Below are 26,768 nucleotides of genomic sequence, written 5' to 3'. Positions count from 1 at the left end.
CACCTAGGATGTCGGGCGCACCGTGCCGGTGTAGCTCAGTTGGTAGAGCGCCTCTCTTGTAAAGAGGATGTCGCGGGTTCGACTCCTGTCACCGGCTCCCTCCCTGACAGACTGCGCCGGGTGACGTCCCCGAGCCCGGCGCTGGTCAGCCTCGCGCAGGCCTACGGCGTGATGACCGAGTACGTCGACTGGCGCGGCCACCAGGTCGAGGTGACGGCGGAGACCATCACCGCCGTGCTGGGCGCGATGGACGTGGACGCGGGCGACCCGGAGCGGGCGCGGCGGGAGCGGGACGAGGCGCCGTGGCTGCGGATGCTGCCGCCGACGGTGGTGATGACGCAGGGCACGGCGCGGTGGGTGCCGGTGCACGTGAGCGACGGCGACCCGGTCGAGGTGTGGGTCGAGCTGGAGACGGGCGGGGTCGAGCGGGCCGACCAGGTCGACCACTGGGTGGAGCCGCGGGAGGTGCGGGGGAGCCGGATCGGGGAGGCGACGTTCGCGCTGGGCGCGGACCTGCCGCTCGGCTACCACACGCTCCGGGCGCGAAGCGGCGACACTGAGGCCAGCGCGCACCTGGTGGTGACGCCGGCGTGGCTCGGCCTGCCGGAGGGCAGCCCGAGGAAGCAGTGGGGCTTCGCGACCCAGCTCTACAGCGTGCGCTCGGCCGGCAGCTGGGGCCTGGGCGACCTCACCGACCTCACCGACCTGGCCGTGTGGAGCGCGAGCGAGCTGGGTGCCGACTACGTGCTGGTCAACCCGCTGCACGCCGCCGAGCCGCTGCCGCCGCTCGAGCCGTCGCCGTACCTCCCGAGCTCGCGCCGCTTCTTCAACCCGCTCTACCTGCGCGTCGAGCGCATCCCGGAGTACGCCGCGCTGCCGCCGCTGGAGCGGGCCGCGGTCGACCAGCTCGCCACCCAGCTGCGTCCCTGGCTGGGGCCGCAGGACCCGGTCGACCGCAACGCCAGCTGGACGGCCAAGCGAGCGGCCCTGCGGATCGTGCACGCCGCCCCGCGCAGTGCCGGGCGCGAGCTCGACCTCGAGGCCTTCCGTCGCCGCGAGGGCCAGGCGCTCGTCGACGTGGCCACGTGGAACGTCCTGGCCGAGGACCACGGCACCGACAGCCGCACGTGGCCGGAGGAGTACCGCCGCGCGGACGGCCCCGCCGTCGCGGCGTACGCCGAGCAGCACCGCGACCGCGTCGACTTCGAGGTCTGGCTCCAGTGGCTGCTCGACGAGCAGCTCCAGCAGGCCCAGGGCCGGGCCACCAACGCCGGCATGGGCCTCGGGATCGTGCACGACCTGGCCGTCGGCGTGCACCCGGGCGGCGCGGACGCGTGGCGGCTGCCCGACGTCTACGCCCCCGGCGTCAAGGTCGGCGCCCCGCCGGACCCCTACAACCAGCTGGGCCAGGACTGGAGCCAGCCGCCGTGGCGCCCGGACCGGCTGGCCGAGCGGGGCTACGCGCCGTTCCGCGACCTGATCCGCACGGTGCTGCGCCACGCCGGCGGGGTCCGGGTGGACCACGTGCTGGGGCTGTTCCGGCTGTGGTGGATCCCGGGTGCCTCGCCCAAGGACGGCACCTACGTCCGCTACGACCACGAGGCGCTCGTCGGCGTGCTGGCCCTCGAGGCCCACCGCGCCGGCGCGGTCGTGGTCGGCGAGGACCTCGGGGTGGTGCCGCCGCAGACGCGGTCGTTCCTGGCCGAGCGCGGGATCCTCGGCACGTCGGTGCTGTGGTTCGAGCGCGACGACGAGGGCCGACCGCTGCCCGCCGAGCAGTGGCGCGAGTGGAGCCTGGCCTCGGTGACCACACACGACTTCCCCCGACCGCGGGCTACCTGGCCGGCGACCAGGTCCGGCTCCAGCACCAGCTCGGCATCCTCGAGGGCGATCTCGACGAGGAGCTCGCCCAGGCGCACGCCCAGGTCCGGGAGTGGCTCGACGAGGTCGGCCGCCGCGGGCTGCTGCCGCAGGAGCCGACCACCGGCGACGTGGTGCGGGCCCTGCACCGCTACCTCGCGCTCACCCCGGCCCGGCTGCTCTGCGTCGCGCTCACCGACGCCGTCGGCGACCGGCGCACCCAGAACCAGCCCGGGACGACCGACGAGTACCCCAACTGGCGGGTCCCGCTGGCCGGCCCGGACGGCGTACCGGTGCCGCTGGAGGAGGTCTTCGCCAGCCGTCGCGCCGCGGCCCTGGCCGACGCGGTGCGCGCAGTCCGCGCAGACGACTGACGGGCACGGAGCCGGTGTGCCACGCTGCGCGTCGGAACGCGCAGGAGCGCTCAGCAGGAGTCGTCAGGAGGCGAAGGTGACGCAGACCCCGAACCCGCCGGCCGGCTGGTACCCCCAGGGTGGCCAGGAGCGGTGGTGGAACGGCTCGGCCTGGAGCGACAACTTCCGGCCGCTGGGCTCCGAGCCGACCCAGCCCTACGCCCAGCCGGCCTACGGCCAGCCGGCGTACGGGCAGCCGGCCTACGGGCAGCCGGCTTACGGCCAGCCGCAGTTCGGCACCCCGCAGAAGAGCCACGTCGCGCGCAACCTGCTCATCGCCTTCGGGCTGCTCTTCCTGCTCATCGTCGGCGGCTGCGTCGCGGTCGTCGCGGTGGTCGGCAAGTCGGTCAACGACGCGGTGAACGACGACACTCTCGGCGGCCCCAACAACCCGCTCACCATCACCGAGGGCCAGGCCTTCGAGGTGCACGGCTTCGAGTACGCCGCGGGCTGGGACATCGTCGACGACCCGCTCGGCGGCCTGCTGGAGATCGAGGACCTCAAGGTCACCAACCACCGGGGCAAGGCCGACCGGCTGTTCGCCACCATCACCCTGCTCAACGGCAACGAGATCGTGGCCACGGCGACGTGTACCGCCGACGGGATCGACAAGATCCCCGACGGCGTGAGCGCCACCGTCGACTGCAGCAGCGCCGACGACCTGCCGGCCGCCTACGACGAGATCACGATCAAGGACGCCTTCTGACCAACCCCTGAGCCCTCGGCTCCGTCCTCCAGACGAACCCACTGTCTGGAGGACCCCGTGAACCGTCCCCGCTACGCCGACGTCGCCGCCACCCTCGCGCTCGTGCTCGCCCTGGGCGGCACGGCGTACGCCGCCGGTCTGCCCCACCACTCCGTCGGCAAGCACCAGCTCAAGCGCGACGCGGTGACCAGCAAGAAGATCAAGAACGGCGCCGTCCGGTCACCCGACCTCGCGGCCGGTGCGGTCGGGGGCGGGCAGCTGCAGGACAACGCGGTGACCGGCGCGAAGATCGCCAACAACAGCGTCGGACAGGCGGACCTGGCGCCCGGGTCGGTCGGCAACCCCGAGCTCAACAACAACGCGGTGAACAGCGCCAAGGTGGCCAACAACTCGCTCAACCTCGACGACCTGGCCGGGGCCGACGTCAACACCGCGGCGTCCTACTCGCTGGTCGCCGGCGCCTGCACCACGCTCACCCTGAGCGTGCCCGGCGCGAGTGCCGGCCAAGCCGGGCTGGTCGGCCTGACGGGGAACGTCGACCCGGGCGACGTCGTGCTCGGCGCGGTCCGCGTGGCCAACGGCAGCGCGACGGTGCGGGCCTGCAACGTGGGTGCCGACGTGACGGTGAACAACCTCGGCCTGCGCGTCGTCACCTTCGGCTAGTCCACCCCGCGCGCGGGCAGTGGCGTCCAACCCCGGCGCACGGCGAGCACCCGCCAACCGAAGACGACGAGCAGCGCCGGCGCGACGACCAGCGGGGTCGCCCAGCCCTCGCGGTCGGCGAACGACGTCCAGGCCGCGCCGGTGAGCGCGGGCACGGCGTACCACCCGCCCTCGAGCACCACCGGCACCCGGTTGGCCAGCACGTCGCGGACGATGCCGCCGCCGATGCCGGTGATCATGCCGAGCAGCGCGGCCGGGACCACGTCGAGCCCGGCCTCGCGCGCGACCAGCGCCCCGTTGACGCAGAACAGCGCGAGCCCGGCGGCGTCCAGCCCGAGCAGCACGCCCTCCCACCGCGAGAACGCCGGGTGCCACAGGAAGGCGACCACGCCGGCCAGCGCGCAGGCCAGCAGGAAGCGCCAGGCGGTGAGCCCGGTGGGCGGCACGTCGCCCAGGAGCATGTCGCGGATGACCCCGCCGCCCAGCCCGGTCGCGCTGGCGAGCACGAGGGTGCCGAAGAGGTCGAGCCGCCCGCGCACCGCCACCAGTGCGCCGGTGACCGCGAAGACGAAGGTGCCGGCCAGGTCGAGCATCAGCGCAGCTGTCGCGCCTCGAAGGTCCGCGGCGGGTCCGCGATCGCGTCCTGGGCCGCGACGAGCTGGATCTCGCGCGTGCCGGCCTCGATCGTCGCCCGGAGCACCGCGAAGACCGACGCGGTGGTCCGCTCGAGCGCGGTGGCGGGGGAGCCGGTGGTGCGCAGGTGGGCCAGGTAGAGCGCCGCGGTCATGTCGCCGCAGCCGTTGGGGCTGATCGGCAGCAGGGGCGTGGTGACGACCCACGCGCCGGCGTCGGAGACGGCCACGACGTCCAGGGACCGGTCGCCCACGCCGGCGTGGATCACCGACGTGACCAGCACGTCGCGCGGCCCCCGGTCACGGACCTCGTCCACCGCCACGAGCAGCTCGTCGAGCGTCGTCGTGGTCCGGCCGGCCAGGAAGTCCAGCTCGAAGTGGTTGGGCGTGAGCACGTCGGCGCGGGGGACGACGGTGTCGCGCATGTACTCCGGGATGCCCGGCGCGACGAACATCCCGCGGCCCACGTCGCCCATCACCGGATCGCAGCAGTAGACCGCCTCGGGGTTGGCCGCCTTGACCTGCGCGACCGCGTCGAGGATGACCGCGCCCACCGCCGGGTCGCCCTGGTAGCCCGACAGCACCGCGTCGCACTCGCCCAGCACACCGCGCTCGGCGATCCCGGCGATCACCTCGCGCACGTCGTCCGGAGCGAGCAGCGGACCGCGCCACGCGCCGTACCCGGTGTGGTTGGAGAAGTGCACCGTGTTGACCGGCCAGACCTCGTGGCCCAGCCGCTGGAGCGGGAAGACCGCCGCGGAGTTGCCGACGTGGCCGTAGGCCACCGAGGACTGGATGGACAGGATCTGCACCCGCCCATCATCGCGGCCCGACGGGCTACCCGGCGAAACTAGAACGCGTTACAGTTCTGCGCATGGCGAAGACCCCTGCCTACTCCAGCGAGGCCGACTACGTCGTAGTGGGCTCGGGCTCGTCCGGAGCCGCGATCGCGGGCCGGCTGGCCCAGTCCGGGGCGAGCGTGATCGTCGTCGAGGCGGGCAAGAGCGACGAGCAGTTCCTGGTCAAGAAGCCCGGGATGATCGGGCCGATGCACGCGGTGCCGGAGATCAAGGCGCGGGTGGACTGGGGCTACTACTCGGTGCCGCAGAAGCACCTGCTCGACCGGAGGATGCCGGTCCCGCGGGGCAAGGTCGTGGGCGGGTCGAGCTCGATCAACGGCATGGTCTACGTGCGCGGCAACCGCGCCAACTACGACGCCTGGGCCGCCGAGGGCAACACCGGCTGGGACGCCGAGACCGTCAACGCGGCGTACCGGCGGATGGAGGACTTCGAGGACGGCGCCAACGACTACCGCGGCGCCGGCGGCCCCATCCGGATCACCCGCAACCACACGCCGCAGGAGGGCTCGCTCCAGTTCATCCAGGCGGCCTCGGACCAGCTCGGCGCCAAGATCCTCGACGACTACAACGCCGAGTCGCAGGAGGGCGTCAGCCGGATGCAGCAGAACGCTGCGCAGGGCCTGCGCTACTCCGCGAGCCGGGGATACATACACCACCTCAAGCCCGGCGGTCTCGAGCTCCAGAGCGAGACGCTCACCCGCCGCATCGTCCTCGAGCACGGCCGGGCGGTCGGCATCGAGGTCGAGGACATCAGCAAGAAGGGGAACGGCGGGCGCCGGACGATCCGGGCCGGCAGGGAGGTCATCCTCAGCGCCGGGTTCGTCGGCTCCGCGCAGCTGCTCATGCTCAGCGGCATCGGGCCTGCGCAGCACCTCAAGGACCACGGCATCGAGGTGGTCGCGGACCTGCCGGTGGGCGACAACCTGCACGATCACCTGTTCCACGCGCTGACCTTCCACACCACGACCTCGCGGATGCGCGGCAACGCCTTCTTCTTCGCGCGCGGGGTGGCCAAGGAGGTGGCGCGGCCGGGGAAGTCGTTCCTGGCCAACTCGGTCTTCGAGGCCGTGGCCTTCCTGCGCACGTCGCTCGCGGGCGACGTGCCGGACCTGCAGCTGCACCTGCTGCCGTGGTCCTACGTCAGCCCCAACCAGGACGAGCCGATCCGCCACGACGTGGACCCGCGCACCTCGCTCACGGTCCTGAGCACGCTGATCTACCCCCGCAGCCGCGGCACGCTGCGCCTGAAGGACGCCGACCCGACCAGTGCGCCGCTCATCGACTTCCACTACCTCGAGGACCCCGACGACCTGACGGTGCTGGCCGAGGGCTCGGAGATGGTCCGCGAGATCATGCGCGGCGGGGCCTTCGGTGGCGCGGTCAAGGAGGAGATCCACCCCGGCCGCGAGCTCACCGGGCAGCCGCTGCGCGATGCGATCCTCAACCGCGCGACGTCGGTGTACCACGGCGTCGGCACCTGCCGGATGGGCGTCGACGAGCTCGCCGTGGTCACCCCCGACCTCCGGGTCAGGGGGGTCGAGGGACTGCGCGTGTGCGACGCCTCGATCATGCCGTCCATCACCGGCGGCAACACCAACGCGCCGGCCATCATGATCGGCGAGCGCGGCGCGGACCTGGTCCTGGGGAGGAGCTGACATGGCCCTGCAGCGCCCGGCCTCGCTGAGCGACGCCTTCCTCGAGCGGCTCGTCCAGCGGGTGCCGTCGACCAGCGGTGGCAGCTGGAAGCTCACCGAGGTCTACACCGGCGACCTGCTCGTCGAGCTGCCGCAGTCGGCGCCGGAGGACGTCGCGGCGGCGTACGCCCGGGCCCGGGAGGTCCAGCGCGACTGGGCGGCCACGCCGCTCAAGGACCGCCTCGCGGTCTTCAAGCGCGCGCACACGCTGTTCCTCGACCACGCGCAGACCACGACCGACCTCATCCAGGCCGAGTCCGGCAAGAACCGGCGGATGGCCATCGAGGAGACCTGCGACCCCGTCATGGTGATGTCGCACTACCTCAAGCGCGCGCCACACCTGCTCAAGCCGGTCCGGCGCGGCGGCCCGATCCCGCTGGTGTCCAGCTCGACCGAGATCCGCCAGCCCAAGGGGATCGTCGGCATCATCGCGCCCTGGAACTTCCCGTTCGCGACCGGCATCTCCGACTCCATCTCCGCGCTGATGGCCGGCAACGGCATCGTGCTCAAGCCGGACAACAAGACCGCCCTCTCCCCGCTCTACGGCGTGCAGCTGCTGGAGGAGGCCGGTCTGCCCCGGGGCCTGTTCCAGGTGGTGTGCGGCGAGGGCCCGGACGTCGGCCCGGCGCTCATCGACCACGCCAACTACGTGATGTTCACCGGCTCCACCGCGACCGGCCGCACCATCGGCGAGCGCGCCGGTCGCAACCTCATCGGCTGCTGCCTGGAGCTCGGCGGCAAGAACCCGATGATCGTGCTCGAGGACGCGGATCCGGACGAGGTCGTGCAGGGCCTGATGTTCGGCGCGTTCGGCAACACCGGCCAGATCTGCATGCACATCGAGCGGGTCTACCTCCCGCGCTCGCAGTACGCCGACTACCGGCGCCGCATCGTGGCCGCCACCGAGGCGCTCACCCTCGGCGCGTCGTACGACTTCGGCCCGGACGTGGGCTCGCTGGTCAGCCCCGACCACCGGGACCGGGTGCGCGCGCACGTCGAGGACGCGGTGGCCAAGGGGGCCCGCGTGCTCACCGGCGGCCGGGTCCGCCCCGACCTCGGTCCGGCGTTCTTCGAGCCGACGGTGCTGGAGGGCGTCACCCAGGACATGCTCGCCGGGGTCACCGAGACCTTCGGCCCGGTCGTCGCCCTGCACGCCTACGACACCGTCGACGAGGCGGTCGCCCTGGCCAACGACACCGACTACGGCCTCAACGCGTCGGTCTGGGGCGGTGACCTCGATCAGGCCTGCGCCGTGGGGCGCCGGATCGAGTCCGGCAACGTCAACGTCAACGACATCCTCGCCACCGCCTTCGCCTCCAAGGGCACGCCCTCGGGTGGGGTCAAGCAGTCCGGCGTCGGCGCCCGCCACGGCGACCAGGGGATGCTGAAGTACACCGACACCCAGAACCTCGCCGTGCTCAAGAAGCAGGTCATGGGCGCCCGGCCGGGCCAGGACTACGACCAGTACGTCAAGGGCATGCTCGGCGGGCTCAAGATGATGCGGCGGACCCGGATCCGCTAGGCCTAGGCCGAGACCAGCCCGCGCACCGGCGCGGGCAGCTCGACGGTGACGATGGTGCCCTGGCCGACCACGCTCTGGATCGAGACGTGGCCGTTCTGCTCCTCGATCAGGCTCCGCACGCTGGTCAGCCCGAGGCCGGTGCCGCCGTCCTCGGTGGCCAGCGAGCCGCGCTCGAACTCCTCGAAGATCGTGTCCAGGTCGTGCTGGGCGATCCCGCGGCCCTCGTCGGAGACGGTGAGGCGGACGCGGTCCTCGGTGCGGCTGACGCCGACGACGACCGGCCCGGAGGTGGAGTACTTCAGTGCGTTGCCCACCAGGTTGGTCACCACGCGCTCGAGCGAGGCGCGGTCGGTGTTCACCGACACGGCGTCCTGCGGCAGCACGACGCGGGCCAGCTCCTCCTCGGTGCCCATGCTCTCGACGGTGTCGCGGGCCAGCTCGGCGAGGTCGAAGAGCTCGGGCCGGCTGGTGGTGCTGATGGCCTTGGCGCTGGCGTAGCTCACCAGGTCCTTCATCATCTGCATGAGCCGGTCGGCGTTCGCGTCGATGCGGTGCAGGAAGTCCTCGCGCAGCTCCTCGGGGGCGTCGCGGACCAGCTCGGTGAAGCCCTTCATCGCGGTGATGGGCGTGCGGAAGTCGTGGGCGATGGTGCCGAGGAACGTCGCCTGGGCCTCCTCGAGCTGCTTGCGCTCGGTGAGGTCGCGGGTCACCTTGGCGAAGCCGCTGAGCCGGCCGTGGTCGTCGTGCAGCGCGGTGATGACCACGTCGCACCAGAAGCGGGTGCCGTCCTTGCGGACCCGCCAGCCGAGCACCTCGACGCGACCCTGCTCGCGGGCCTGGTCGAGCAGCTGGAGCGGGAGGCCGGCCTGCCGGTCCTCCTCGGTGTAGAACATCGCGAAGCTGCGCCCGATCGCCTCGGCCGCGGTGTAGCCCTTGAGCCGCTCCGCGCCGGCGTTCCAGGACTCGATGGTGCCGCTCGCGTCGAGCGCGATGATCGCGTAGTCCTTGACCTGGCTGACCAGCAGCCGGAACCGCTCCTCGCTGCGCCGCAGCGACTGCTCGAGGGTGTGCTCGGCGGTCAGGTCGCGGGTGACCTTGGCGAAGCCGGTCAGGCGACCCTCGTCGTCGTGCACGGCGGTGATGACCACGTCGGCCCAGAAGCGGGTGCCGTCCTTGCGGATCCGCCAGCCGCGGGCCTGCACGCTGCCCTTCTGGCGCGCCTCGTCGAGCAGCTGCAGCGGGAGGCCGGCCCGGCGGTCGTCCTCGGGGTAGAACATCGCGAAGCTGCGGCCGATGGCCTCCTGCGCGGTGTAGCCCTTGAGGAGGCGGGCGCCGCTGTTCCAGGACTCGATGGTCCCGCTGCTGTCGAGCGCGATGATCGCGTAGTCGAAGACCTGGTCGATGAGCCGAGCCGCGTCGACGGTCCGGGGTCGTGTCGGCACCCCTGTGCCGCCCCCGTTGTCGTCGGTCACACAGGTCACGATAGGGCCACGATCGTGACCCTGACCGCGAAACGCCGAGGTCAGGCGACCTGCAGGCTGCGCTTCGACAACCCCATCCAGAAGCCGTCGATGACCTGGAGTCCGGGCTCCTCGGGGTCGGTGGCGGCACCGAGCGTGACGAACAGCGGCGTGTAGTGCTCGACGGTCGGGTGGGCGTACGGCATGCCCGGCGCCCTGGACCGGTACGCCGCGAGCTCGTCCACGTCGCCGCGGGCCAGCGCCTCGCCGGCCCAGGCGTCGAAGTCGCTCGACCAGCCCGGCGCCGGGGCGTCGAGGCGCCACGACTCCAGGAACGGCAGGCCGTGGGTCAGGAAGCCCGAGCCGATGATGAGCACGCCCTCGTCGCGCAGCGGCCGCAGGCGGGCGCCGAGCTCGAGCAGGCGCACCGGGTCGTGGGTCGGCAGCGACAGCTGGAGCACCGGGACGTCGGCGTCGGGGTACATGATCCGCAGCGGCACCCACGCGCCGTGGTCGAGGCCGCGGCTGGCGTGCTGGTGGACCGGCTCGCTGGCCGGCATCATCGCGGCCACCCGCTGGGCCAGCGCGGTGGCCGGCGGGGTCGCGTAGGTCATCCGGTAGTACTTCTCGTCGAAGCCGCCGAAGTCGTAGACCAGCGGCGCACCGTCGGCGCTGAGCATGACCGGCGCCGACTCCCAGTGCGCGCTGACGATGAGCACGGCCTTCGGCCGGGGCAGGTCCTGCGCCCACGCGGCCAGCTGCCCGGACCAGGTCGGGTCGTCGAGCAGGGGCGGGGCGCCGTGACCGATGTAGAGCGCGGGCATCCGGTCGTTCATGTCACAAGTCTAGTTCAGAATTCAACTTCTTGCCAGGCTGATGTCGGTCTCGGGCAGCGACCAGTCCACGGGCGTCGCCCCCTGCTCCTCGAGCAGCCGGTCGACCCGCGAGAACGGCCGCGAGCCGAAGAACCCGCGCCGGGCGCTCAGGGGCGAGGGGTGCGCCGAGGCCACCCACGGGATCGGGCCGAGCAGCGGCTTGAGCGACTGGGCGTGGCTGCCCCACAGGATCGCGGCGCAGGGGCCGCCACGCGCGGCCAGCGCGGTGATCGCCTGCTCGGTGACCTCCTCCCAGCCCTTCCCGCGGTGCGAGGCCGAGTCGCCCGGCCGCACGGTCAGCGCACGGTTGAGCAGCATCACGCCCTGGTCGGCCCACGGGCTGAGGTCACCGTGGCGCGGCGGCACGATCCCGAGGTCCTCGCGCAGCTCGAGGTAGATGTTGACCAGGCTGCGCGGCAGCGGCCAGACGCTCTCCTCCACCGCGAAGCTCAGCCCGATCGGGTGCCCCGGCGTCGGGTAGGGGTCCTGGCCCACGATCAGCACGCGGACGTCGGCCAGCGGGCGCCGGAAGGCCCGGAAGACGTGCTTGCCGGCCGGCAGGTAGTCGCGACCGGCCGCCCGCTCGGCGCGCAGGAACGCCCCCATCGCCGCGATCCGGTCGTCGACCGGTGCCAGCGCCTCGGCCCAGTCGGGGGCCACGAGTCCTCGGTCGACCAGCCGGGCGAGTGCGCTCATCAAGCCGAGAACCTACTGCGTCCTGCCCGGCTCAGCGCAGCGTGGCCAGCACCTCGGCGGCGGCCCGCTGGCCGGAGCTGACCGCACCGTCCATGTAGCCCGACCAGTACGTCGCGGTCTCGGTCCCGGCCCAGTGCACGCGGCCGTGCGGCGTGCGGACGGCCCGGCCGTGCTGGACCAGGGCGCCGGGCGCGTGGATGGCGGTCGGGCCGCCGCGGGTCCACTGCTCCTGGGTCCAGTCGTGCTCGACGAAGTCGATCGGCGAGAGCGCCTGCGGCCCGAACATCTCCGCGAAGCCCTGCAGCACGGCCGTGCGCCGCTGGTCGGCCGACACGGTCCCGAAGGTCCGCCACGTCGAGCCGCCGACGAAGGCGAGCAGGACCCCGGGGCCGCCCGAGGGCGGGGTGTTGTCGAAGACCGCGCGGGCCGCGCCGTGGTCGCTGATGCCGAAGCCGTTGAGCCCGGCCGCGCGCCAGAACGGCGTCGGGTAGATCGCGTCGCACTTCATCAGCTGGCCCATCCGCAGCGACTCCAGGAGCGCGCGGCGCCGGCGAGGCAGGACCGGGTGGAAGCCGATGTCCAGGACGGTGGGGGGCGGGGCGGCGACGACGACGCGCCTGGCGCGCACGCGCCCGCGGCTGGTCTTGACGTGGACCCGGCCGTCACGCTGGACGATCCGCTGCACCTGGGCGCGCAGCGCGACCACGTCGCCGAGCTGCCTGGCCAGCTTGAGCGGGACCAGCTGCGAGCCCCCGACGAAGCGGCGCTCCTGGGCGCCGTTCGCGGTGTCGGAGTTGCGCGAGAACGTGCCGGGGGTCTGCTCGTCACCCGAGCACGCGACGTACCAGAGGGTGAAGAGGAGGGAGAGCTCGCTCGGGTCGGCGCCGAAGCCGGGCTGGGTCCAACAGGCGATGAGGTTCTCGACGCCGGGCCCGTTGAGCGCGTTGGTCCGGATCCACTGCCCGAGCGTGATCGAGTCCCACTCCCGCGCCCTCGGGTGGGCCCACGGTGCGGCGACGTCGATCTCGGCGGCGTAGCCGTCGATGCGCTGCAGCAGGACCGCCGCGTCGGCCAGGATCGTCGGGTCCGGCGGCACGGTGCCGGTGTACTCCTGGCGGCCGGTGGTCGCGGAGAGGTAGACGCTGCTGCCGGTGTCGTACTCCGCGAACGTCGGCACGCCGAGCTCCTGGGCCAGGGCCGCGATGTGGTTCTGGGTGGGGCCGATGAACGCCCCTCCGGACTCGATGACCTGGGCGCCCGGCTGCTTCCCGGCCAGGGAGTGGTTGAGCACCCGACCGCCGACCCGCTTGCGGGCCTCGACCACAAGCACGTCGTGGCCCTTCGTCGCGATCTCCCGGGCCGCGACCAGGCCGGCGAGGCCCGCCCCGACCACGACGACGTCGACCTGCTCCGGCAGCCGACCCTGCCGCGTCCCGGCCAGCACGGCCGCTTCCGAGTCCGCGGTGAGGGCGCCGGCGCCGAGCAGCGCGGCACCGGTCGTCGCGCTGCCCAGCAGCGCCCGGCGGGAGAGCTCCGTCGTCATGCAGGGCGCAACGAGGCGGGGCGCCGCCTGGTTACTGTGAGGCCCATGACCCGGGCCCCGCTGCGCGAGGAGGTCGCCGCCGCCGCCCGCCGTCTGGCCCATGAGGGCCTGCTCGTCGGGACCGCCGGGAACGTGTCGGCCCGGTCCGGCGACGAGGTCGCGGTCACCGCCTCGGGTGTCGCGCTCGCCGGCTGCCGACCCGAGGACGTGACGGTCGTGGCGCCCGACGGCACGGTGCTCGAGGGTGCGCTGCGACCGACGTCCGAGCTCGCCCTGCACCTCGGGGTGTACGCCGACACCGCTGCCGCCGCCGTCGTGCACACCCATGCGCCGTGGTCGACCGCGCTCGCGTGCGTGCTGGACGAGCTGCCGGTCCTGCACTACCAGCAACTGCTGCTCGGCGGGTCGGTCCGCGTCGCGCCGTACGCGACGTTCGGCACCGCCGAGCTCGCCGCCGGCGTGCGGGCGGCGCTGGACGGCAAGCAGGCGGCCCTGCTGGCCAACCACGGCTCGGTGGCCGTCGGCGGCTCGCTGGACGCCGCGGTCGAGAACGCTCTGCTCCTGGAGTGGCTGGCCGCGCTGCACCACCGCGCGTCGGCGCTCGGGGAGCCCCGGTTGCTCACCGCGGAGCAGCAGCACGACGTGGTCGAACAGGCGCTGGCCACGCACTACGGGAACCCGCAGGAGAACGCATGAAGGTCGCCGCCGTCGGCGTGCACGTGCTCGACACCCACGTGATCGGCATCGAGTCGATCCCCGACGGCTCCGACGGTCAGCTGGTCGAGACGATCCGGATGTCGCCGGCCGGCACCGCGGGAGGCACCGCCGTGGTGCTGGCCCGGCTCGGCGCCGAGGTGTCGTCGTACGGCGCGGTCGGGACCGACCCGCTCGCCGACACCCTCCTCGCGCTGCTCGAGCGCGAGGGCGTGGACGTCTCCGGCCTGGTCCGCAAGGACGGCCAGCAGACCTCGGCGTCGGTCATCCCCGTCCGGCCGAACGGGGACCGCCCGGCCTGGCACTGCATCGGCGCCAACGGGGCGCTGACGCCCGAGGACCTGCCGTCGTTCGCCGGCTTCGACGTGGTGCACCTGGGCGGGCCGGAGTTCCTCGGCGGCGAGGCGGCCGGGCTCGTCCTGCGTGGCGCCCGCGAGGCCGGCGCGCGCACGTCGCTCGACGTGCTCGCGCCCGGGGACCCCGACATGCTGGCCTGGATCGCCGACGCGCTGCCGCACGCGGACTTCCTGCTGCCCAACGACGAGCAGGTCCTCGGTTTCACCGGTGCCTCCTCGCTGGAGGAGGGTGCCCGTCAGCTGGTGGACCGCGGCGTCGGCTGCGTGGCCGTCACCCGGGGCGCGCGCGGGGCGCTGGTGGTCACCGCCGCCGACGTCGTCGAGGTCCCGGCGTACGACGTGGAGGTGGTGGACACGACCGGGTGCGGCGACGCCTTCTCGGCCGGCTTCCTGCGCGGCGTCGTCCTCGGCGGCGACCTGGCCGCCGCCGCCCGGCTGGGGTGCGCCACCGCCGCCCAGGTCGCGCAGGGGCTCGGCACCGACGCCGGCTCCTACACGCTGGCCTCGGTGCAGGCCTTCGAGCGCTCGGCGGCGGTCCGATGAGGGCGGTGGTCTGCGAGGACGCGGCGCTGTCGGTGCGCGACCTGCCCGACCCGACGCCCGGCAAGGGGCAGCTGGTCCTGAACGTCCTGCGCTGCGGCATCTGCGGCTCGGACCTGCACGCCCGCGAGCACTGCGACGACCTCGGTGCGGTGATGGCCGAGCTCGACTACGCCGACTTCATGAGCCGCTCGAGCGCGACCGTGCTGGGCCACGAGTTCGTCGGCGAGGTCCGCGAGCGGGGGCGCGGCGTGCGCCGGGAGTTCCGCGAGGGCGACCACGTCGTCTCGCTGCCGCTGGTCCGCCGCGGCCGCGCCGCACACCCCGTCGGGCTCTCCCCGCTCGCCCCCGGTGGGTACGCCGAGCAGGTGCTCGTCGAGCAGTCGCTGTCGTTCAGGGTGCCCAACGGGCTCGCGCCCGAGGTCGCCGCGCTCACCGAGCCGATGGCGGTCGCGCTGCACGCGGTGAACAGGTCCGACGTCTCCCGCCGCGACACCGCGATCGTCCTGGGCTGCGGTCCGGTCGGGCTCGCGGTCATCGCGTGGCTCAAGGCCCGCGGCGTGCGCACCGTGGTCGCCAGCGACTTCTCGCCGGGTCGCCGCGCGCTGGCCACCCGCTGCGGCGCCGACGTCGTCGTCGACCCGGCCGACTCCTCGCCGTACGACGTGGCGCCGGGGCGCGCCCTGACCACCGCGACCGCCTTCTTCCGCCTCGCCGTCGACTCGATGGACAAGCTGCGCCTGGTGCCCGGCTGGCAGCACGTCTTCCGCGCCGCCGACCGGCTCGGCGCGGCCACCCCCTCCGGCCCGGTGGTCTTCGAGTGCGTCGGCGTGCCCGGGATGATCGAGTCCGTCGTCTCCGCCGCGCCCCTCAACTCGCGCGTGGTCGTGGTCGGCGTGTGCATGGGCGCCGACGCCTTCCGGCCCTCGATGGCCATCAACAAGGAGCTCGACCTGCGCTTCGTGCTCTGCTACACCCCGCTGGAGTTCCGCGACACCCTGCACGCGCTGGCCGACGGCCGCGTGGACGCCTCGGCCCTGGTGACCGGCACCGTCGGCCTCGACGGCGTCGCCGCCGCCTTCGACGCCCTCGGCGACCCCGAGGCCCACGCCAAGGTGCTCATCGACCCGACCTCGACCGCCACCACGCCGATCCCGGTATGACCGTGGCCCGCCGGTCCCGCCGCGCCCGCGTCGCCGACGTGCACGCCCTCGCCGCCGCCCTGCCCGGCGTCGACCGCTACCCCGACCGGGTCCGCGACACCTACCAGGTCAGCGGCCGCAGCTTCGTCTTCTTCCGCACCCCTCGACCCGACGCCGTCGACCCCGACACCGGCGAGCGCTACGACGACGTCATCGTCTTCTGGGTCGAGTCCGAGGAGGACAAGCACGCGCTGGTCCTCGACGAGTCCACGCCGTTCTTCACCACTCCGCACTTCGACGGCCACCCCTCCGTGCTGCTCCGCGGCTCCCGCATCGGCGAGCTCACCCTCGACGAGCTGCGCGAGGTCGTCCAGGACGCCTGGCTCGCCCGCGCCGGCAAGCTGGCCCGCGCGGCCTGGCTGGCCGAGCACCTCGGCGCCGGGGGATGAGGCAGCTCCGGCGCCGCCGGGTCCACGACGGCTGGGTGCAGGTCGACCGGCTCACCCTCGAGGACGACGGCGTGCCGCCCTCGGAGTGGGAGGTGGACGTCTACGCGGACTCCGTCGCGGTGCTGACCCGGACCGCGTCCTCGACGAGCTCCCGGGTCGCGGTCTCGACCGGCGAGGACCCCGTGACCGGTGCCCGCCGCGAGCTGCGGGAGGAGACCGGTGTCGTGGGCAGCACCGCCCGCCATCTCGGCTCGGAGTGGGCGGCGGGCAACGAGACCCGCCGAGCTGGCCGGACTGAGGTCAGCGGATCCCGTCCGCCCGGCGGACCGGTCGGCTGAGCCGGTCCAGGAACGCCGTGAGCAGCGCCTCGCGCATGGCCGGGGTCGCCACGTCGAGCAGGGCGTTGACCTCGGCCATCCGCTCCGGCAGCTCGAGGCTGTCGCCGCCCCCGACCAGCCCGCTGGCCGCGAGGAGACCGTCGAAGTCCGCGTCGCTCAGGGCGGCCGGGTCGAGGGCCTCGATGAAGGCGACGACGTCGTCGTCGACGCTCACCGGTCCGGCCTGCTGGGCCGCACGTACCGAGTCGCGCAGGGCGGTGAGGAGCTCGTCGACGTGAGCGCCGGTGGCGGCGCTGACCGAGAGGTGGATGGTCGGTGGCGTGGCGCCGTAGGACATCTGGGGCTGGACGTACCACCCGCGTGTCGCCATCTCGTCGCAGACCGTGAACGCGTCGCAGCTCGCGTCGGTCACCAGGGCGATCAGCGTGCTCTGTGGAGAGACGAGCAGATCGAGGCCGTCGATGTCGGTGGTCCCGGCCACGATCGCATCGACGGCTCGGAACACCTCACGCGAAAGGAGCTCGTACCCCGTGTCACCCAGCGACTCGACCACGGCCCAGGCGCCGGCCAGGGGCCCGCCGGACTTCGTCGACTGCATCGTCGAGTTCAGCATCGTGTAGCCCGGCCACGCCGCGGACGCGAAGAGCTGCGGCCTGCGCAGCTCGGGCGTCCGGTGCAGCAGGAGCGAGGTGCCCTTGGGTGCGTAGCCGTACTTGTGCAGGTCGACCGAGATCGACGTGACCCCCTCCACCGCGAACGTCCACGGGGGCACGGCTCGGCCGAGCCGCGCGGCGTACGGCAGCACCCAGCCACCGATGCACGCGTCGACGTGGCACCGGATCCCGCGCGCCGCCGCAAGGGCCGCGAGCTCGGTGACCGGGTCGACGACGCCGTGCGCGTACGACGGCGCGCTCGCGACCACCAGCACCGTGCGGTCGCGCGCCTCGTCGACGGCCCGCGCCGTGGCCGCCACGTCGGCGGCGTAGGAGTCGCCGACGGGCACGAGCACCGGCTCCACGCCGAAGTAGTGCGCGGCCTTGTGGAACGCCGCGTGCGCGGTGGCCGGCAGCACCATGCGCGGCTCGACCACGTCCGGGTGCGCGTCGCGCGCCGCCTGCACCGCGAGCAGCACCGACTCGGTGCCGCCCGAGGTGACGGTCCCGACTGCCGTCCCGGGTCCGTCGAGCAGGTCGAGCGCGAACCCGACCAGCTCGTTCTCCATCTGCAGCAGGCTGGGGAACGCCGTCGGGTCGAGCCCGTTGGAGCCGGCGTACGCCGCGACCGCCTCGCGCCCGACCCGGTCCACCTCGGGGAGCCCGGAGTCGTAGACGTAGGCCAAGGTGCGTCCGCCGTGCACCGGCAGGTCGTGCGCCTGGAGCGCCCGGAGACGCTCGAGGGGATCGGGCTGGGTCACGCGGTGGCTCCTGTCGGGGTCTCGTCCACCTCGTCGGAGGTGAGCGCGTAGCGGGTCAGCCACACCAGGCTGACCAGCACGAGCAGCGCCGGCAGCACCGAGAAGCCGAGGGTGATGGCGGTCAGGGCCGAGTCGGGCTGGGCCACGTCGCCGTCCGTGCTCGACCGGTAGCCGCCGACCGCGAGGACCAGGGCGAACAGCCCCGGGCCGAGCGCGAGCCCGAGGGTCTCGCCGGCCGTCCACACGCCGGTGTAGACGCCGACCCGCGTGCTGCCGGTCCGGCGCGCGTCCACCGCGGCCGCGTCGGGGAGCATGGCGAGCGGGAAGACCTGTGCGCCGGCGTACCCGACCCCGACCAGGGCCACCGCGGCCACGACCACGCCGAACGGCGCGGAGCGGGCGACGACGGCCAGCAGCGCGCCGGCGGCGAGGATGATCGAGGCGAGCAGGTAGCCCTGCTTCTTGCCCACCCGGGCGCCGAGCGCGGACCAGGCCGGGGTGAGCAGCAGCGCAGGGCCGACGAAGCAGACGAAGAGGATCGTCGACGCGCCCTTGCGGTCGAGCACGTCGGTGGCCAGGTAGTCGACCCCGGCCAGCATGGCGCCGGTGGCCAGCGCCTGCACCACGAAGGTCGTGAGCAGGAGCCGGAAGTCACGCGCCTCGGCCACGATCTTGAGCTGGTCGCGCAACGAGCCCGGCCCGGGCTGCACCGCGCCCACCGGCGCGCGTCGGGTGCCGCGGTAGGCGCCGACCACGCCGACGGCGATGACGCAGGCCATGGCCACGCCCATCACGCGGTAGCCGGCCCGCCCGCCGACCGCGTCGCGGATCAGCGGCGCCGTCGCGCCCGCGAGCATGATGGTGAAGGCCAAGATGGCGACCCGCCACGTCATCAGCCGGGTGCGCTCGTCGTAGGACGGCGTCAGCTCGGCAGGCATGGCGACATAGGGCACCTGGAAGAACGCGTACGCCGTCGCGCAGGCCAGGAAGCAGACCAGCACCCACGCCGCCTCGAGGGCCTGCGAGGACATCGACGGCGCCGCGAACAGCAGCGCGAACGCCGCCGCCAGCGCCAGCCCGGCCCGCAGCAGCCACGGCCGCCGCGGCCCGCGCGGGTCGACGGTCCGGTCGCTGATCCGGCCCGCGATCGGGTTGAGGGCCACGTCCCAGGCCTTGGGCGCGAAGACGATGAACCCGGCCGCCACCGCGGCGATCCCCAGGCTGTCGGTGAGGTAGGGCAGCAGCATCAGCCCCGGCACGGTCCCGAAGGCGCCGGTCGCGACCGACCCCGACCCGTACCCGGCGCGCACGGCGCGCGGCAGCGGCGTGACGTCGGGCACGGACGAAGACTAGGGCGTGTCCGGGCTCAGCGAGCCAGGCCGCGCGAGCCGGCCGAGCCGTAGCGGCGGGTCGGGTTCGAGCCGATGGCGTCCGGGCTGCTCGACTTCTTCGTGGCGGCCTTCTTGGCGGGGGCGGCCTTCTTGGCGGGGGCGGCCTTCTTGGCGGGGGCGGCCTTCTTGGCGGGGGCGGCCTTCTTGGCGGGGGCGGCCTTCTTGGCGGGGGCGGCCTTCTTGGCGGGGGCGGCCTTCTTGGCGGGCGCGGCCTTCTTGGCGGGCGCGGCCTTCTTGGCGGGCGCGGCCTTCTTGGCGGGCGCGGCCTTCTTGGCGACGGCCTTCTTGGCGACGGCCTTCTTCGCCGCGGGTGTCGGCGCGTCGGTGGTCGACCACCGCCCGATCCACTCGTCCAGCGTCCGCCAGGTCGTGCCGCGCGCGGCACGCCCGGTCAGCATGCCGAGATGCCCGCCCGGGACGATCTCGAAGCCGACCTCCCGCGAGCCCGTGAGCAGCGGGACGACCGCCTTGACCGAGCCGACGGGGGCGATGCCGTCGGTGGCGCCGGCGAAGACGAGGACCGGCGCGGTGACGTCGGCGAGTGAGAGGGTCCGCCCGCCGAGGTCGAAGCGGCCGGTGGCGAGCGTGTTGGTGCGCACGAAGCGGTGGTAGAGCTGGCCGAAGGACCGGCCGGGGTAGGCGATCATGTTGGCGGTGAACCGGTCCACGGCCTCGACCTGGGCCAGGAAGTCGGCGTCGTCGAGGCGGGCGGCGACGGCCAGCGGCTTGGTCACCAGCTTCTGGAACGACGAGAGCTGGAAGGCCCAGCGCACCAGCGGCCGCGGCGCGCCGCCGAGCGCTTGGTAGACCGGCGTGAGCACGCGGCCCTCGGTGAGGTTGAGCAGGGGGCGCAGCGGTGCGACCAGCGGGACCTGGGAGACGTCGACCGGCGAGCCGAGGACCGAGATCGAGGCGATCGGCAGGTCGGGGCGGTCGGCGGCGGTGAGCAGCGCGAAGATCCCGCCGAGGCTCCAGCCGACCACGTGCACCGGGCGCCCGCCGGCGTGCCGGGAGACCTCCTCGATAGCGGTCGGCACCACGTCGTCGACCCAGTGCTCCATGCCGAGGCTGCGGTTGCGGAAGGAGACCTGCCCGTACTCCACGAGGTACGTCGGGCGCCCGGCCTGGACGAAGTGCTCGACGACCGAGCAGCCGCGGCGCAGGTCGAAGGCGAGCGCCGGCGCGGCCAGCGGCGTGACGAGCAGGACCGGGTCGCCCTGCTCGCGGGCGGTGGCGGCCGGCCGGTAGTGGTAGACCTCGCGCAGCTCGCCCTCGTCGATGAGCGTGCGCGGCATCGGCCGGAGGTCGGCGAGTCCGCCGTAGAGGACCTTGTGGGCCAGGTTGCCGGCGGCCGAGACGACCTGGTCGGGCTTGGGTACCAGGTCCATGCCCGAAACCGTAGCCCGCCGTTCGCGGGAAGGGGATCGACAGTGCGCAGCCCGACGGCTAGGAACGACTCGTGAAGTGGACGACCCGGCTCGCGGCCGGCGCGGTGGGGGCCCTCGGGGCGGTCGCCGCCCACGACGTGGTGCAGAAGAAGCACGCGATCCTGCGCAACTTCCCGGTCATCGGGCACCTGCGCTTCACCCTGGAGCGGTTCGGCCCGGAGCTGCGCCAGTACATCGTCACCAGCAACGACGAGGAGCGCCCGTTCAGCCGCGACCAGCGCCGCTGGGTCTACGCCAGCGCCAAGGGCGAGAACTCCTACTTCGGCTTCGGCACCGACAACGACGTGGAGAACGTCGAGGGCTACCCGATCATCAAGCACCGCACCTTCGCCGGGCCCGGCGCGCAGACCGCGCGGCACGGCGAGGAGGGCGTGCCGCTGCCGATGGCCAAGGTGGTGGGCGCGGCCCGCGGTCGCCGCCTCGCGGTCCGGCCGGCGTCGGTGGTCAACATCTCGGGGATGAGCTTCGGCTCCCTCTCCGGCAACGCGGTGACCGCGCTCAACAAGGGCGCGCTGCGCGCCGGGTGCCTGCAGAACACCGGCGAGGGCGGGCTCGCGCCGTACCACCGGCAGGGCGGGGACCTGGTCTTCCAGATCGGTACGTCGTACTTCGGGTGCCGCGACGAGCACGGCCGGTTCGACCTCCAGCGGCTCAAGGAGCTGGTGGCGTCGGCGCCGGTCCGCGCGCTCGAGATCAAGCTGTCGCAGGGCGCGAAGCCCGGGCTCGGCGGCATGCTGCCGGGGGCCAAGGTGACGCCGGAGATCGCCGCGATCCGGGGCATCCCGGTCGGCCAGGACTGCGCCTCGCCGAGCCGGCACCAGGTGTTCACCGACGTCGACTCGATGCTGGACTTCGTCGAGCTGCTGGCCGCCGAGACCGGCCTCCCGGTCGGCATCAAGTCCGCGGTGGGCAACCTGGACTTCTGGGACGACCTGGTCGAGCGGATGGCGGGGCTGCGGACCCAGGACGGCCGCGGCGTGGACTTCGTCAACATCGACGGCGGCGAGGGCGGGACCGGCGCGGCGCCGCTGGTCTTCGCCGACTCGGTGGCGTTCCCGTTCCGGGTCGGGTTCACCCAGGTCTACAGCCGGTTCGCGCGCGCCGGGCTGACCGACGACGTGGTCTTCGTCGGCGGCGGCAAGCTCGGGCTGCCCGAGAACGCCGCAGTGGCCTTCGCGCTCGGCTGCGACGGCGTGCAGGTGGGCCGGGAGGCGATGTTCGCGGTCGGCTGCATCCAGGCCCAGAAGTGCCACACCGACCGGTGCCCGACCGGCGTGGCCACCCAGGACCCGTGGCTGCAGCGCGGGCTGGACCCCGACGACAAGGCCGAGCGCGTCGAGAAGTACGTCCTCGCCCTGCGCCGCGACCTCCTCAAGGTCTCCGAGGCGGTCGGCGTGAGCCATCCCGGTCTCATCGGCCCCGAGGACATCGACCTGGTCGAGGGCACCCGGACCACCACCGGTCTGCGCGAGACCTACGGCTACGAGCCGGGCTGGGGCCGGCTCGGCCCGGCCCTGCGCGAGGAGCTGGTCGCGCTGATGGCACCCAACCGCCCGGAGACCGAGCGTCCTCCGACCACCAGCTCCGGCGCCGCGCGCTCAGCCTGACCGGGCCCGGCTCAGGAGCGCGAGGCCGGCCTGACCGCCTTGCCGTGCTTGTCGCGGACGTGGGACAGCTCGCTCATGAAGTGGTCGGCCCACGCCCGCACATCGTTGTGGCTCACGGTCTTGCGCATGGCCTTCATCCGCTTGGTGAGGTCCTTGCCGTCGGCGCGGTACGCCTCGAGGAGCGCGGCCTTCATGCCGTTGATGTCGTAGGGGTTGACCAGCCACGCCTGCCGCAGCTCGTCGGCCGCGCCGGCGAACTCCGAGAGCACCAGCGCCCCGGCGTCGTCGTAGCGGCACGCGACGTACTCCTTGGCCACCAGGTTCATGCCGTCGCGGTACGGCGTGACGACCATGACGTCGGCGGCACGGTAGAGCGCGGCCATCTCCTCGCGCGGGTAGGAGGAGTGCAGGTAGCTGATCGCGGGCCGCCCGATGCGGCCCAGGTCGCCGTTGATGCGGCCGACGAGGCGGTCGATCTCGTCGCGCAGGCGCTGGTACTCCTCGACGTGCTCGCGCGAGGGCACCGCGACCTGCACGAAGACCGCGTCCTCGACGTCGAGGGCGCCGTCCTCGAGCAGCTCGGCGTACGCGCGGAGGCGGGCGTAGATGCCCTTGGTGTAGTCGAGCCGGTCCACACCCAGGAAGATCTTGCTCGGGTCGCCCAGCGCCGCGCGGATCTCCTTGGCCCGGCTGGTGACCTCCTCCGAGCGCGCCAGCTCCTCGAAGCCGGCCGCGTCGATCGAGATCGGGAACGCCGCCGCGCGCACGGTCCGGCCGTCGGGCAGGTAGACCAGGTCGCGGTGGGTCTTGTGGCCCACCCGCTGGCGCACCAGCCGCACGAAGTTGCCGGCGCCGCCGGGCAGCTGGAAGCCGACCAGGTCCGCACCCAGCAGCCCCTCGAGGAGCTGGCGGCGCCACGGCAGCTGCTGGAACAGCTCCGCGGGCGGGAACGGGATGTGCAGGTAGAAGCCGATCCGCAGGTCGGGTCGCAGCTCGCGCAGCATCTGCGGGACCAGCTGGAGCTGGTAGTCCTGGACCCACACCAGGGCGTCCTCGTTGGCCAGCTCGGCGGCCTCGTCGGCGAAGCGCTGGTTGACCGAGACGTAGGTGTCCCACCACTCGCGGTGGAACTCCGGCTTGGCCACCAGGTCGTGGTACAGCGGCCACAGGGTGGCGTTGGAGAAGCCCTCGTAGTGGCCCTCGATCTCCTCGGCCGTCATCGACATCGGGTGCAGCGACAGCCCGTCGGCCTCGAACGGCTCGAGGTCCTGCTCGGTCCCGCCCGGCCAGCCCATCCACACGCCGTCGTCGGCGCGCATCACCGGCTCGATCGCGCTGACCAGGCCGCCCGGCGACGGCCGCCAGGTCGAGGTGCCGTCGGGCTGCTCGACCCGGTCCACGGGGAGCCGGTTCGCGACGATCACGAGGTCGTAGCCCACGTGGTCAGCCTAGGTCGTGGAGGGCGGGGGCGGTCACGGCCGGTCAGTACCCCCGGCCGCACGACGCACGCGGCCGGCTGTCGGGCTGGCCCGACACCACCTGTGGTGCTGGCAGGATCGTGGCCACGCTCCCAGCAGCCGACGCTGGAGCCATGACCCAGACCATGCCCATGACTGCCACCGAACCCCGGCCGGTCCCGGCCTCCTCCGCCGCGGCGGCGCCGCGGTCGGTCGAGCGCCCGCGCGGGCTGCGGCGGGTGCTCTACGACTCGGGCTACGCGCTGTCGGCGTTCCCGATCGCGCTCCCGGCCTTCGTGGTCGTGGTCGTCGACCTCGCGCTCGGCGTCGGCCTGACCGTGCTCATCGGTGGCCTGCTGATGTTCTGGGTGGCGGTGAACGTCGCCCGCGGCTTCGCCCGCTTCGAGCGCATCCGGCTGCGCGGGCTGCTCGGCAAGCCGGCCCCGACCCCGGCGTACCTCTGCGCGCCGGACGACGCCGGATTCTGGCGCAAGGCGCTGACCCCGCTGCGCGACGCGCAGTCGTGGCTCGACGTGGTCTGGTGCCTGGTCGGCCTGGTGACCGGCACGGTGGCCTTCGCCCTGGCGGCGGCCTGGTGGGCGGCGGCGCTGGCCGGGCTGACGTACTGGTTCTGGCAGCAGTTCCTCCCGTTCGACCCCGACGACCAGACGACGCTGGCCGCTCTGCTCGGCTTCGACAACACCCGCACGACCGACAGCCTGGTCCAGCTGGTCCTGGGCGTCGTCGCGCTGCTGAGCCTGCCGTTCGTGGTGCGCTTCGCGGCGACCCTGCACGGCAGCCTGGCCTCGGTGCTGCTGAGCAGCCGGGCCGAGCTCCAGCAGGAGGTACGTCGCGCCGAGGGCGGCCGCGAGGCGGCCCGGGCCGCCGAGGCCGGGTCGCTGCGCCGGCTGGAGCGCGACATCCACGACGGCCCCCAGCAGCGGCTGGTCCGGCTGCAGATGGACCTGGGCCGGGTGCGCAGGCAGCTGACCGAGGACCCGGCGCTGGCCGGCGCGGCGCTCGACTCGGCGCTCGAGCAGGCCCGCGAGACCGTGGCCGAGCTGCGCTCGCTGTCGCGCGGCATCGCCCCGCCGCTGCTGGTCGACCGCGGCCTGGCCGCCGCGCTCGGCGAGCTCACCGTCCGGGCGAGCGTCCCCGTCGAGGCCACCGTCGACGTGCCGGACCAGCTGCCCCCGCACGTGGAGACCGCGGTCTACTTCGTGGTCGCCGAGGCGCTCACCAACGTGGCCAAGCACAGCGGCGCGACCCGCACCACGGTCGGCGTCTGGACCGAGGGCGGGGGTGTGCACGTGCGCGTGGAGGACGACGGTGTCGGCGGTGCCGCGCTCGACAAGGGCAGCGGCCTGGCCGGGCTCGAGCAGCGGGTCCGCGCGGCCGACGGCCGGCTCGAGGTCACCTCGCCGGCGGGCGGTCCGACCGTGCTGCGCGCCTGGCTGCCCGTCGGAGACGCGTGAGGCCGCTGCGGATCGTCGTCGCGGACGACTCCCTCCTCCTGCGGGAGGGGCTCCAGCTGCTGCTCGCCGAGGCCGGCCACGACGTCGTGGCCGGCGTCGCCGACGGCCCGTCGTACGTCGCCGCCGTGCTCGAGCACCGGCCTGACGTCGGCATCGTCGACGTGCGCATGCCGCCCAGCCACACCGACGAGGGCCTGCGCGCCGCGGTCGAGGTCCGCCGCGCCTGGCCCGACGCCCGGATCATGGTTCTCAGCCAGTACGTCGAGGTCTCCTACGCCGACGAGCTCCTCGCCGCCGGCGGCGGTGGCGTCGGCTACCTGCTCAAGGACCGCGTCAGCGACCTCGACGACTTCCTCACCGCCCTCGACACCGTCGCCGCCGGCGGCACCGTCCTCGACCCCCAGGTCGTCGCCCAGCTCATGGTCCGCCGGCGCGACCCGCTGGAGGGCCTGACCCCGCGTGAGCGCGAGGTGCTCGGCCTGATGGCCGAGGGCCGCTCCAACGCCGCCATCGCCGAGGCGCTCGTCGTCACCGAGGGCGGCGTGGAGAAGCACACCCAGCGGATCTTCGCCAAGCTCGGCCTCCACCCGGACGACGGCCAGCACCGCAGGGTGCTGGCCGTCGTGCGGTTCCTGCAGGCGGGTTGACGGCCCGTCAGCGACCGTCGATGGAGCCGGTGCTCGTCGCCGTGCCTGCGCTGGTGCCTGCGCCGGTGCCTGCGCCAGTGGCAGCGCCCGTGGGACCGCCGGCGACGGTCTCCGCGGTGAGGCTGGCCTGCCAGTACGAGTTCCCCGCGCCGACGGCGTACCCGCACAGCCGGTAGGTGTGGACGCCGGCCGTGGCCGGCACGACGAGGTCCTGCACGATCTGGTCGCGGCCCCCGGAAGCCGCCTCGCCGTAGCTGCGGGTGTCGTAGCCGGGGCCGGTCGTGGCCGCGCACGTGGTGCCGTCGGCCGACGTCCACAGGGTCGGGAAGGCGGCGGTGCCGCCAGCCTGGAACGACATCGTCCCGACGAGGTGGACGAAGCCGACCCCGTTCGGCACCGTGAGCGCGACCGTCCCCAGCTCGGTGGCGGTCGAGCTCGGCAGCGGGTGGCTCTGCGTCGGGAGCTGCAGCTGGGCCGACCGGTCCAGGTAGGTCGAGGCCGGCTGCCCGTTCAGGTTGGTGGCGTTGGCCGCGGTCGCTGCGCTCTTGACCGAGAGCTCCGGCGCCGCCTTGGCCACCGCCTTGGCAGCGATGCTCTTGACCTTGCCCTTGGTGAGGGCGCCGCCGGCGTGGGCGGTGCCGAACGAGCCGAGGACCAGCGCCACGAGGGCGACGACGACGAGGACGGGGAGACGGGAGGTGCGCTTCCTGGTGGGCTCCTGGGTGCGGGTGGCGCTGACAGCACTCAGGAGCGGCAGGGCGGGCTGCAGACACCTCGTTCCGGCGACCGTGACTGTGGACGGCGTCGTCAAGCCGTCGTCGATGACGAACGGCGCGTGGTCGATGCCGACCAACCGGAGCCGAGGG

At 73.5% G+C, this 26,768-nt stretch carries 23 protein-coding genes, 1 tRNA gene and 1 pseudogene; 14 read left to right on the top strand and 11 right to left on the bottom strand.

Annotated elements, in window-relative coordinates:
- The first annotated feature begins 24 nt into the window (after window positions 1-24).
- The 4 genes and pseudogenes from G5V58_RS18725 (at window position 25) to G5V58_RS18710 (ending at window position 3,642) form a co-directional block, all read left to right on the top strand.
- Window positions 25-97, top strand: a tRNA-Thr gene (locus tag G5V58_RS18725).
- A gap of 23 nt (window positions 98-120) precedes the next feature.
- Window positions 121-2,234: pseudogene (malQ, locus tag G5V58_RS18720) on the top strand (4-alpha-glucanotransferase).
- A gap of 16 nt (window positions 2,235-2,250) precedes the next feature.
- Window positions 2,251-2,979: a DUF2510 domain-containing protein gene (locus G5V58_RS18715; protein ID WP_230486740.1), complete on the top strand. Its 729-nt coding sequence runs from the start codon at window positions 2,251-2,253 to the stop codon at window positions 2,977-2,979.
- 57 nt (window positions 2,980-3,036) lie between these two features.
- The gene (locus G5V58_RS18710) at window positions 3,037-3,642 is read left to right on the top strand and encodes a hypothetical protein (protein WP_165236152.1); all 606 of its coding nucleotides are present in this window, start codon (window positions 3,037-3,039) and stop codon (window positions 3,640-3,642) included.
- Here G5V58_RS18710 and G5V58_RS18705 read toward each other — a convergent pair.
- Both G5V58_RS18705 and pdxY read right to left on the bottom strand, forming a co-directional pair.
- The gene (locus G5V58_RS18705; protein WP_165236149.1) at window positions 3,639-4,235 is read right to left on the bottom strand and encodes a trimeric intracellular cation channel family protein; all 597 of its coding nucleotides are present in this window, start codon (window positions 4,233-4,235) and stop codon (window positions 3,639-3,641) included. The genes G5V58_RS18710 and G5V58_RS18705 overlap by 4 nt on opposite strands.
- Window positions 4,235-5,086 carry a pyridoxal kinase PdxY gene (gene pdxY, locus G5V58_RS18700; RefSeq protein WP_165236146.1) on the bottom strand — a complete coding sequence of 284 codons (852 nt, stop codon included), beginning with the start codon at window positions 5,084-5,086 and terminating at the stop codon, window positions 4,235-4,237. Before pdxY ends, G5V58_RS18705 begins: the two co-directional genes overlap by 1 nt.
- A 62-nt stretch (window positions 5,087-5,148) precedes the next feature.
- Between pdxY and G5V58_RS18695 the strand changes: the two genes are divergently transcribed.
- Window positions 5,149-6,789, top strand: coding sequence for a GMC family oxidoreductase (locus G5V58_RS18695; protein ID WP_165236143.1), 1,641 nt, complete (start codon window positions 5,149-5,151; stop codon window positions 6,787-6,789).
- 1 nt (window position 6,790) lies between these two features.
- Window positions 6,791-8,350 (top strand): succinic semialdehyde dehydrogenase, encoded by a 1,560-nt coding sequence (locus G5V58_RS18690; protein WP_165236140.1) that lies wholly within the window; start codon window positions 6,791-6,793, stop codon window positions 8,348-8,350.
- Window positions 8,351-8,352: 2 nt separating this feature from the next.
- On the opposite strand, the gene G5V58_RS18685 is transcribed toward G5V58_RS18690, so the two are convergent.
- The 4 genes from G5V58_RS18685 to G5V58_RS18670 are packed head-to-tail and all read right to left on the bottom strand — an operon-like array spanning window position 8,353 to window position 12,924.
- Window positions 8,353-9,822: a PAS domain-containing sensor histidine kinase gene (locus G5V58_RS18685; RefSeq protein ID WP_165236137.1), complete on the bottom strand. Its 1,470-nt coding sequence runs from the start codon at window positions 9,820-9,822 to the stop codon at window positions 8,353-8,355.
- A 50-nt stretch (window positions 9,823-9,872) separates the two neighbouring features.
- Window positions 9,873-10,646, bottom strand: a complete 774-nt coding sequence (locus G5V58_RS18680; RefSeq protein WP_165236134.1) for a dioxygenase family protein — start codon at window positions 10,644-10,646, stop codon at window positions 9,873-9,875.
- A gap of 21 nt (window positions 10,647-10,667) precedes the next feature.
- Window positions 10,668-11,381 (bottom strand): uracil-DNA glycosylase, encoded by a 714-nt coding sequence (locus G5V58_RS18675; RefSeq protein WP_165236131.1) that lies wholly within the window; start codon window positions 11,379-11,381, stop codon window positions 10,668-10,670.
- Between the two features lie 31 nt (window positions 11,382-11,412).
- On the bottom strand, window positions 11,413-12,924 hold the full coding sequence (locus G5V58_RS18670) for a flavin monoamine oxidase family protein (RefSeq protein WP_165236128.1): 1,512 nt from the start codon (window positions 12,922-12,924) through the stop codon (window positions 11,413-11,415).
- A gap of 45 nt (window positions 12,925-12,969) precedes the next feature.
- On the opposite strand from G5V58_RS18670, the gene G5V58_RS18665 reads away from it, so the two are divergent.
- From G5V58_RS18665 to G5V58_RS18645, 5 genes are read left to right on the top strand one after another with little or no spacing between them, the layout of a single operon-like run.
- Window positions 12,970-13,620, top strand: a complete 651-nt coding sequence (locus G5V58_RS18665; RefSeq protein WP_165236125.1) for a class II aldolase/adducin family protein — start codon at window positions 12,970-12,972, stop codon at window positions 13,618-13,620.
- The gene (locus tag G5V58_RS18660) at window positions 13,617-14,537 is read left to right on the top strand and encodes a carbohydrate kinase family protein (protein WP_165236122.1); all 921 of its coding nucleotides are present in this window, start codon (window positions 13,617-13,619) and stop codon (window positions 14,535-14,537) included. Before G5V58_RS18665 ends, G5V58_RS18660 begins: the two co-directional genes overlap by 4 nt.
- A complete protein-coding gene (locus G5V58_RS18655) occupies window positions 14,534-15,697 on the top strand; it encodes a zinc-binding dehydrogenase (protein WP_165236118.1) in 1,164 nt (387 codons plus the stop codon). Before G5V58_RS18660 ends, G5V58_RS18655 begins: the two co-directional genes overlap by 4 nt.
- A complete protein-coding gene (locus G5V58_RS18650) occupies window positions 15,694-16,125 on the top strand; it encodes an MmcQ/YjbR family DNA-binding protein (RefSeq protein WP_230486739.1) in 432 nt (143 codons plus the stop codon). The genes G5V58_RS18655 and G5V58_RS18650 overlap by 4 nt, the downstream gene beginning before the upstream one ends.
- Entirely contained in the window at window positions 16,122-16,463 is a 342-nt protein-coding gene (locus tag G5V58_RS18645; RefSeq protein ID WP_165236114.1) for an NUDIX domain-containing protein, read from the top strand. Before G5V58_RS18650 ends, G5V58_RS18645 begins: the two co-directional genes overlap by 4 nt.
- Here the strand turns inward: G5V58_RS18645 and G5V58_RS18640 are convergent.
- The 3 genes from G5V58_RS18640 to G5V58_RS18630 are packed head-to-tail and all read right to left on the bottom strand — an operon-like array spanning window position 16,426 to window position 20,656.
- The gene (locus tag G5V58_RS18640) at window positions 16,426-17,877 is read right to left on the bottom strand and encodes a pyridoxal phosphate-dependent decarboxylase family protein (protein ID WP_165236111.1); all 1,452 of its coding nucleotides are present in this window, start codon (window positions 17,875-17,877) and stop codon (window positions 16,426-16,428) included. The genes G5V58_RS18645 and G5V58_RS18640 overlap by 38 nt on opposite strands.
- A complete protein-coding gene (locus tag G5V58_RS18635; protein ID WP_165236108.1) occupies window positions 17,874-19,217 on the bottom strand; it encodes an MFS transporter in 1,344 nt (447 codons plus the stop codon). The genes G5V58_RS18640 and G5V58_RS18635 overlap by 4 nt, the downstream gene beginning before the upstream one ends.
- Before the next feature lie 26 nt (window positions 19,218-19,243).
- Window positions 19,244-20,656, bottom strand: coding sequence for an alpha/beta fold hydrolase (locus G5V58_RS18630; protein WP_165236105.1), 1,413 nt, complete (start codon window positions 20,654-20,656; stop codon window positions 19,244-19,246).
- 71 nt (window positions 20,657-20,727) lie between these two features.
- Here G5V58_RS18630 and G5V58_RS18625 point away from each other — a divergent pair, with 71 nt between their 5' ends.
- Complete coding sequence (locus G5V58_RS18625; RefSeq protein WP_165236102.1) at window positions 20,728-22,323, top strand: FMN-binding glutamate synthase family protein; 1,596 nt, start codon at window positions 20,728-20,730, stop codon at window positions 22,321-22,323.
- Between the two features lie 11 nt (window positions 22,324-22,334).
- Here the strand turns inward: G5V58_RS18625 and G5V58_RS18620 are convergent, their stop codons facing one another.
- Window positions 22,335-23,762 carry an alpha,alpha-trehalose-phosphate synthase (UDP-forming) gene (locus tag G5V58_RS18620; RefSeq protein ID WP_165236099.1) on the bottom strand — a complete coding sequence of 476 codons (1,428 nt, stop codon included), beginning with the start codon at window positions 23,760-23,762 and terminating at the stop codon, window positions 22,335-22,337.
- A gap of 170 nt (window positions 23,763-23,932) precedes the next feature.
- On the opposite strand from G5V58_RS18620, the gene G5V58_RS18615 reads away from it, so the two are divergent.
- Window positions 23,933-25,255 carry a sensor histidine kinase gene (locus G5V58_RS18615; RefSeq protein WP_165236096.1) on the top strand — a complete coding sequence of 441 codons (1,323 nt, stop codon included), beginning with the start codon at window positions 23,933-23,935 and terminating at the stop codon, window positions 25,253-25,255.
- A gap of 5 nt (window positions 25,256-25,260) precedes the next feature.
- Window positions 25,261-25,902: a response regulator gene (locus G5V58_RS18610; RefSeq protein WP_165239301.1), complete on the top strand. Its 642-nt coding sequence runs from the start codon at window positions 25,261-25,263 to the stop codon at window positions 25,900-25,902.
- A gap of 7 nt (window positions 25,903-25,909) precedes the next feature.
- Here G5V58_RS18610 and G5V58_RS18605 read toward each other — a convergent pair whose 3' ends face one another.
- Window positions 25,910-26,755, bottom strand: a complete 846-nt coding sequence (locus G5V58_RS18605) for a hypothetical protein (RefSeq protein WP_165236093.1) — start codon at window positions 26,753-26,755, stop codon at window positions 25,910-25,912.
- Window positions 26,756-26,768: the final 13 nt, after the last annotated feature.

The sequence above is a fragment of the Nocardioides anomalus genome (assembly GCF_011046535.1).
GTDB lineage: Bacteria > Actinomycetota > Actinomycetes > Propionibacteriales > Nocardioidaceae > Nocardioides > Nocardioides anomalus.
This window is presented reverse-complemented; position numbering and strand designations above follow the sequence as displayed.